Genomic DNA, 7,420 nt, shown 5'->3' with positions numbered 1-7,420 from the left:
CTGCTCGCGCAGCCATCGACAACCTGCTTCCCATACCTCGGATAATGCCCGCCATTCGCGGGCATTCTTATCTGAGGCACGGGAACCCACTCGCGGGCATTCTTCGTGAGGCACGTCGGTCCCTTGTGTCAACTATACGAGAACACTAGGCTGAAAACACGCGACGTTCACCGCCGATCCGGGCCGAACGTCTTTTGCCACAGCACACTCGAGGGAGAGTACCGCCATGGCGCACCCCATCATCATCGCCGACACCGGCTCCCCATCCCAGATCATGGGCGTTCACGGCGGTCGAGGCCGCTTGCGCTGGAAGCGCTTCGTGACCGGGCTCATGATGCACGCCCACTGGGATTCGTTCGAGCACAACCGGCTCGATCCGGGCGCCGCCGTCGGCATGCACGTGCACTCCCGCACCGAGGAGGTCTACGTGATCATCGCCGGCACCGGTCTCATGCACTACAACGACGAGCAGTTCGAGGTGGGCCCCGGCGACCTCATCATGACGCCGCTGCACGGCAAGCACGGCATCGTCAACACCGGCTCGGAGGTGCTGGAGTTCGTCGTCGTCGAGGCGCTCCCGCCCGCGATCGTCAACGCCCTACCCGAGTACTCGCCTTCCGCCACCTGAACCTCGAGGAGCCTCTCATGACTACGCCGACCCCCAGCCCCCGCGTCAACCTCTTCGAGACCCGCGACACCGGCATCACCGAGATCATGGACGGCCCGTGGAAGGACATCCGCGTCGTCGACCTCGACGGCGGAGAGAGCTTCCACGCCCGGTCTACCGGCGAGGAGCACGCGCTCTTCGTCATGGCGGGCGCCGGCATCGCAACAGCGCCCGAGACGGGCGCCTTCCGCATCGAGAAGGACAGCGCGATCGCTCTGCCGCTCGACGGCTTCGTCGACATCGTTGCGGGCGATGACGGGATGCGCATGCTGCAGATCACCATGACGATCGGCTGATCCGGCCGACCGGCGATCCGGGCGATCCGGCGCCCGGCCCGCGTCACCCGCTCAGTACGGGTTGGCGACGAACAGCTCCTGCGCGGGGAACTTGGTGAGCACCTGGGCGCCGGTCTTCGTGATGACGACCTCCTCCTCGATGCGTGCGGCCGAGATGCCATCTGCGGCGGGGCAGTAGGTCTCGAGCGCGAACACCATGCCGGCTTGGATCTCGACCGGGTGGCTGAGCGAGTTGAGGCGCGAGATGATCGGCCGCTCGTGCAGGCCGAGCCCGAGCCCGTGACCGAACTGCAGCCCGAACCCTTCCATCTCGTTGGCGATGCCGATGTCGGTCGCCTTCGGCCACAGGGTCGCGACCTCGTCGGTGCCGACACCGTCGCCGACCTTCTCGATCGCGGCGTCCATCCACTCTCGAGCCTTCGTGTAGGCGTCGTGCTGCGCTGGTGTCGAGCTGCCGACCGAGAACGTGCGGTAGTAGCACGTGCGGTAGCCGTTGTACGAGTGGATGATGTCGAAGAAGGCCTGGTCGCCGGGCCGGATCAACCGGTCGGTGAAGTTGTGGGGGTGCGGGTTGCATCGCTCGCCCGAGACCGCATTGATGGCCTCCACCTGGTCGCTGCCCAGCTCGTAGAGCTTCTTGGCGGCGAGGGCGACGATCTCGTTCTCGCGGATGCCGGGCTTGAGGGCATCCGTGATGTCCTGGTAGACGCCGTCCACCATCGCGGCCGCTTGACTCAGCAGCATGATCTCGTCGACGTTCTTGATGGAGCGCGCGCCCAGCATGTCCTGCTGGATATCGACGACCTGGATGCCTTGGCGCTGCATCTCGAAGAGGAAGGCGGGCTCGACGATGTCGACGCCGATGGGCATGCCGTCCAGGCCCGCGTCGTGCAGGAGCCCCTTGATGGTCGTGACGGCCTCCTTCATGAGACCCACCTCGGGGTGGATCGCGCCGCGCAGGCCGAGCATGCCGGCGTGGCTGTGGCCCTCGTGCAGCCAGGGAGCGAAGAGCCGGTGGTGCTTGGCGGCGGAGCCGAAGTCCCACAGGTGCGGCTTGCCGTCGCGGGCGAGCAGGGCGTAGCGCGACATCTTGTCGCCGAGCGCCCCGCCGATCCAGGTCTGGGTCGTGTAGCGGATGTTGTAGAAGTCGAAGAGCAGGAAGGCGCCGCACTCGGTCGCCTCGAGGGCCTGCATGGCGCGCCCCAGCCGATACTCCCGCAGTCGGGTGAAGTCGACTCGCTGCTCGTAGTCGACGCCCATCTGGCCGTGCGCGGGGATCATGCGGTGATCGAAGTCCAACGCGTCGACGAGGGGCTGCGGGGTGTCGCTGCTCGCGGGCATGAGGAAAAGCTCCTGACAGTAGTCTGTGGGGGTGTGGTGAGGCCGGGACGGGCGTGGCTGATACGCCCGCCCCGGCTCTCGTGGGTTCGACTCAGGGTCTGTTGACCGAGTGCCGAGCTCCTACCACTCCGGGGCGACCGAGGGGTCGTCCGCGTTCTCGGCGGTGACCTTCACGCTCGGCATGAAGAGGTTCTCCTCGTAGTCGGCGCCCGTGAGCACGGCGTGCGCGAGGCGCGCGGCGTTCTCGCCGTCCCACGACGAGGACTGGAAGACGGTGCCGTCCAGCTCGCCCGACACGACCAGGGGGTTGCCCAGGAAGGTGTTGCCGATCGAGGTGATGTAGAGCGGCTCCGGGTCGATGTCGCGCGCCTTGAGAGCGTCGATCGCACCGGCGACCATGGTGTCGTCAGCAGCGTAGATTCCGTCGACGTTCTCGGGGCCGACCGCGGTCAGCATCTCGGAGACGGCGATCTGCGAGTCGTCCTTGTTCCAGTTGCCCGGCTGCTCGGCGAGGATCGTGACGTTCGGGCAGTTCGCCTCGACCGTGTCCACGAATCCAGCGTTGCGGTTGATCGCGGTCGAGTTGCCGGTGAGGCCGTTCACGACGAGGATGCCGATCTCTTCACCGTCGGCGAGATCACACATGATCTCGGCCGAGGAGACGCCCTGACCGTAGGTGTCGGGGCCCGAGTATGCCTCGGTGAGGTCCTTGTCCTCCGGGTTGACGTCGGAGTTCGTGACCGTCACAGGAATGCCGGCAGCGCTGGCCGCGGCGAGGCACGGACGCACGGTGTCGCCCACGGCGGGCCACAGGATGATGAGGTCGGGCGCTGCGGCCACCGCGACCTCGCACTCGCTCGCCTGTGCGTCGGCGTCGTACTGCGAGTTCGTGATGGTGAGGTTGAGCCCGAGCTCCTCAGCCGTCTCCTCGAAGGGCGGGAGGTACGTGGTGCCGTAGGGCTGGTCGGTGCCCTGGGGCAGGAGCGCGTAGACCTCGAAGGTCTCCTCGCCCGAGCCTCCAGCATCGGGGGTTTCTGCGTCGCCAGTGGCGCAGCCGGAGAGCACGAGCCCGGCGGCGGCCATCAGGCCGACGACGGAGGTCGTGATGCGAGTGTTTCGCATGGTCTGCCTCTTTCCGTTCGTGTGGTGGGGGAGAACCGCCGGGGTCGGCGGCTCGAAGCTCAGACCGGGGTCTGAGCCTTCTCGCGGCTCCGGAACGACGAGCGAACGCCGGCCAGAGCTGCGCGAAGATTTGCGGGATCGGTGATGACTGCGAGCAGCAGGATCACACCGATGAAGATGTCCTGAATGTCGACCTGCACGCCGGAGAGCGTGAGAGAGACCTGCAGGATTCCGAGGGCGAGGGCGCCGATGAGCGTGCCGAGAACGGAGCCGCGGCCGCCGTTGAGCAGCACACCGCCGATGATCGCGGCGGCGAAACTCGCGAGCAGTACCGTCGACCCCGCCGTGGGGTCGGCCGCGGTGCGCTCGAGAGTGTTGATGACGCCCGCGAGCGCGGCGACGAAGCCGGAGATCATGAAGCCCGTGAAGATGCGGCGCCGCACCGGGATGCCGGCGTCCATCGCGGCCTGGCGGTTGCCGCCCACCGCGTAGAACTCGCGCCCCGCCTTCACCCGACTGAGGAAGATCTGCAAGGCGATGAAGGCGGCGATGAAGAGCAGCACGCGGGGAGTGAGCGGGCCGAGCAGGGGCGTGCCGAAGGCGATGCCCGCATCGATGTTGCTCAGCCGCACGGGCTCTTCATCGGAGAGCACGAACGCGAGCCCCCGCAGGGCGAAGAGCATGCCCAGTGTCGCGATGAACGAGTTGATGCCGACGACGACGACGAAGAAGGCGTTGATGGCGCCGATGATGAGGCCGGTGGCGAGTGCGGCGAGAACTCCGAGCCAGATATCGGGGATGCTCGCCATCACGACCCCCGAGACCGCGAGAGTGCTCGCCACGCTGAGGTCGAGCTCGCCCATGAGGATGACGGCGGTGAGGCCGAGCGCCACGAGGCCGATGAGGGCGACGCGCCCGAGGGTAACCTGGTAGGAGGTGAACACGACGGGCTCGAGGATCGCGGCGGCGATGACCACGACCGTGAGGAGCGCCAGGCCGCGACCCTCTGTGCGCCGCGCGAGCGTAACCCGCAGTTGGCTGAGGAATCCGCCGCGGGCCGCACCGAGCTGCATGGTCTGCGGCGTCGCCTCGGGTGCACCGCCGCCCTGCGGGGTGTCGGTCTGCTGGCTCATTTCTTGGCCGCCCTTCGCGCGAGAGCATCGACAGAGACCGCGACCACGATGAGTGCTCCGATCGCCATCTGCTGGAATCCGAATCCGATACCGGAGAGGACGAGGATGTTGGTGAGAACGCTCACGAAGATGACGCCGAGCAGCGTGCGCAGCACACTGCCTTTGCCGCCGAAGACGCTCGTGCCGCCGATGATGATCGCCGCCAGCGCGCGGAACTCATAGCCGTCTGACATCGAGGAGACCGCGGTGTTGGAGAAGGCGGCGAGCGCGAACCCCCCGATCATGGCGGCGAGCGCTGTGATGACGAAGGCGCCGATGACGACGAGCGTCGTGTTGACGCCGGCGAGTCGGGTCGCCTCCTTATTGGAGCCGTAGGCGCGCACGGCGAATCCGAAAGTCGTGCGGTTGAGCACGAACCAGAGGATGACGGTGATCACGATGAGCAGCAGTGCGGATGCCGGCACGGGGCCGAGACTGGCCTGCCCGAACGCGCGGATGGGGCCGTCTTCGGGCCCGAAGAAGATGCTGCCGCCGGAGAGCCAGCGCAGCACTCCGAGGCCGATGAAGGTTGTCGACAGCGTGACGATGACGGCGTTGGCCTTGAAGAAGCCGACCGCGACGCCGTTGACGATGCCGTAGAGCATCGCCACGAGTGTCGCGACAGCGAAGCCAGCCAGCAGTCCGTACTCGTTGCTGATGCCGATCATGATCACGGCAGCCGTGGCGACCTGCGCGACGACCGAGAGGTCGAGGTAGTTGGCGCTGATGACGACGAAGGTCATGCCCACCGCGACGATGCCGATCGGGGCCGCGCGGTAGAAGACGTCGGTGATGTTGGGCAGCGACGCGAAACCGTTCACGAAGATCACCGCGAAGAGGATGAGCGCGATCGTGAACACGATCACGCCGTTCTCGGCGATCCACAGCAGCGGGCTGAATTTCTTCTTCTCGATGCCACCGCTGGCGGGCGACCCAGCCACGGCGATCGCCTCGGTCAGACTCTCTTTCGTCGCCATCAGGCACTCACCATCGTCTCGCCGGATGCCAGGGACATCACGGTCTTCTCGTCGGCCTCGGCACGCGGGAGCGTGCCCTGGATGCGTCCGTCGCGCACGACGTGGATCACGTCGGAGAGCTCGAGCAGCTCGGGTAGGTCCGAGCTCACGACGAGCACCGCGGCACCCTCGTCGGCGAGCTCGCGCACGAGGCGGTGGATCTCGGCCTTCGCGCCGACATCAACGCCGCGCGTCGGCTCGTCCAGGATGATGAGCTTGGGCTTGCGCCCGAGCCACTTCGCGATGACGACCTTCTGCTGGTTGCCGCCGGAGTACTGCCCGACCTCGCGCTGGATCTCCGGCGGTCGCAGCCCGACGACGTCGGCGAGGTTGCGCACGAACTTCGTGATCGCGCCGAACGCGAGCACGCCCGCCGTGGAGAGCGCACGCCGGTTGGGCAGCGCGACGTTGTCGGAGACCGTCATGGTGAGGGCGAGGCCGTCGGTGCGGCGCTCCTCGGGCACGTAGCCGATGCCGGCCTTGACAGCCGACTGGTAGCCGCCGATCGTCGTCGTGACGCCATCCACCGTCATCGTGACCTGGCCCGCGGAGCGCGGGTCGGCGCCGACGATCGCGCGCACGAGCTCGGTGCGGCCAGCACCCACCAGACCGCCGAGGCCGACGATCTCGCCTGCACGCACCGTGAGGTCGACGTCGTGGACACCGACGGCCCTGATTCCCGTCGCGGAGAGGACGACCTCGCCGGGGTGGGATTCGCGCGTGACCTGAAGATCGAGCTTGAGCTCGCGCCCGACCATGGCGTCGATGACCGCGCTCGAGGTCGTCTCGCTGATGGCCGTGGTCTCGACGAGCTTGCCATCGCGGAGGATCGTCACGTCGGTGCAGATGCTGAAGACCTCGGGAATGCGGTGCGAGATGTAGATGATCGCCATGCCCTTCGCGGCGAGCCGCTGGAGCATCGTCAGCAGGTAGTCCGTCTCGGCGGGCGTGAGGGTGGCCGTCGGCTCGTCGAGGATGAGCACGCGCGGTGAGCGGGCGACAGCGCGGGCGATCTCCACGAACTGGCGCAGCGAGACGGAGAGGCGCGCGATGGGCTCGTCGAGGTCGACGCTCACGCCGATCTCCTCGAGCGCGGCGGCCGCGATGCGCTTGAGCTCCTTCGACTTCGTGAAGCCGAGGGCCGTGGGAGGCGACCCGAGCATGATGTTCTCGGCCACGGTCATCTCGGGTACGAGGCTGAGCTCCTGGTGCACGAGCGCGATGCCGGCATCGATCGCCGACTTGGCGCCGCCCTCGAGAGTCGCGCCCCCGACGGTGACCGTACCGGCGTCGGGCGTGAGGATGCCGGCGAGGATGCGCATGAGCGTCGACTTGCCTGCGCCGTTCTCGCCGACGACGGCATGGATCTCGCCCTCGGCTACGCAGAGGCTGACGTCATCGACCGCGACGGCTCCGCCGAATCGCTTGACGATGCCGGATGCCTCGATCACGGTCTGCGCTGACTCGCTCGTCACGGGTGTCAACCTCCATTGGTTGGGGGAACGTCGTCGTCCTTCCGTCAGTGTAAACACACAGAACACACCTTGTACACCCTTGGGCAGAAAGTGACCGGACTGTAATCCTTAGGAGAACGTAGGCCGCACGATCACGCGCGAAGAGTGGTCAGTGACCACGAAGGAGCCTCTCAGTGTGCTCTCAAGAGCAACAGAGGGTCAGCGCCCGGCGAGCTAGGTGTAATTCCTCGGGACGTTGTGAACGGGTGAGGTGAGCGAAGACCTCCGGAACGATGTGGGTTACCACACTCACTGATCGCCACCGGAGGTCTTCGTGTCTCACCGTACTCAT

7 protein-coding genes are annotated in these 7,420 nt (G+C 66.9%); 2 read left to right on the top strand and 5 right to left on the bottom strand.

The window, feature by feature from the left end; genetic code table 11:
- Positions 1–226 precede the first annotated feature (226 nt).
- Together FK219_RS13095 and FK219_RS13090 are read left to right on the top strand one after the other, a co-directional pair.
- The gene (locus tag FK219_RS13095; RefSeq protein ID WP_152584311.1) at positions 227–628 is read left to right on the top strand and encodes a cupin domain-containing protein; all 402 of its coding nucleotides are present in this window, start codon (positions 227–229) and stop codon (positions 626–628) included.
- A 17-nt stretch (positions 629–645) separates the two neighbouring features.
- Complete coding sequence (locus FK219_RS13090; RefSeq protein WP_152584310.1) at positions 646–963, top strand: hypothetical protein; 318 nt, start codon at positions 646–648, stop codon at positions 961–963.
- A gap of 51 nt (positions 964–1,014) precedes the next feature.
- Here the strand turns inward: FK219_RS13090 and FK219_RS13085 are convergent, their stop codons facing one another.
- From FK219_RS13085 to FK219_RS13065, 5 genes are all read right to left on the bottom strand, one after another.
- Positions 1,015–2,304, bottom strand: coding sequence for a M24 family metallopeptidase (locus tag FK219_RS13085; protein WP_152584309.1), 1,290 nt, complete (start codon positions 2,302–2,304; stop codon positions 1,015–1,017).
- 120 nt (positions 2,305–2,424) lie between these two features.
- Entirely contained in the window at positions 2,425–3,426 is a 1,002-nt protein-coding gene (locus FK219_RS13080; RefSeq protein ID WP_152584308.1) for a sugar ABC transporter substrate-binding protein, read from the bottom strand.
- Between the two features lie 59 nt (positions 3,427–3,485).
- Positions 3,486–4,559 carry an ABC transporter permease gene (locus tag FK219_RS13075; protein ID WP_165638153.1) on the bottom strand — a complete coding sequence of 358 codons (1,074 nt, stop codon included), beginning with the start codon at positions 4,557–4,559 and terminating at the stop codon, positions 3,486–3,488.
- The gene (locus FK219_RS13070) at positions 4,556–5,575 is read right to left on the bottom strand and encodes an ABC transporter permease (protein ID WP_152584307.1); all 1,020 of its coding nucleotides are present in this window, start codon (positions 5,573–5,575) and stop codon (positions 4,556–4,558) included. The genes FK219_RS13075 and FK219_RS13070 overlap by 4 nt, the downstream gene beginning before the upstream one ends.
- On the bottom strand, positions 5,575–7,089 hold the full coding sequence (locus FK219_RS13065) for a sugar ABC transporter ATP-binding protein (RefSeq protein ID WP_328821701.1): 1,515 nt from the start codon (positions 7,087–7,089) through the stop codon (positions 5,575–5,577). The genes FK219_RS13070 and FK219_RS13065 overlap by 1 nt, the downstream gene beginning before the upstream one ends.
- Between the last annotated feature and the right edge of the window lie 331 nt (positions 7,090–7,420).

The organism is Microcella pacifica, assembly GCF_009371975.2.
In the GTDB taxonomy this organism is placed as follows: domain Bacteria; phylum Actinomycetota; class Actinomycetes; order Actinomycetales; family Microbacteriaceae; genus Microcella; species Microcella pacifica.
This window is presented reverse-complemented; position numbering and strand designations above follow the sequence as displayed.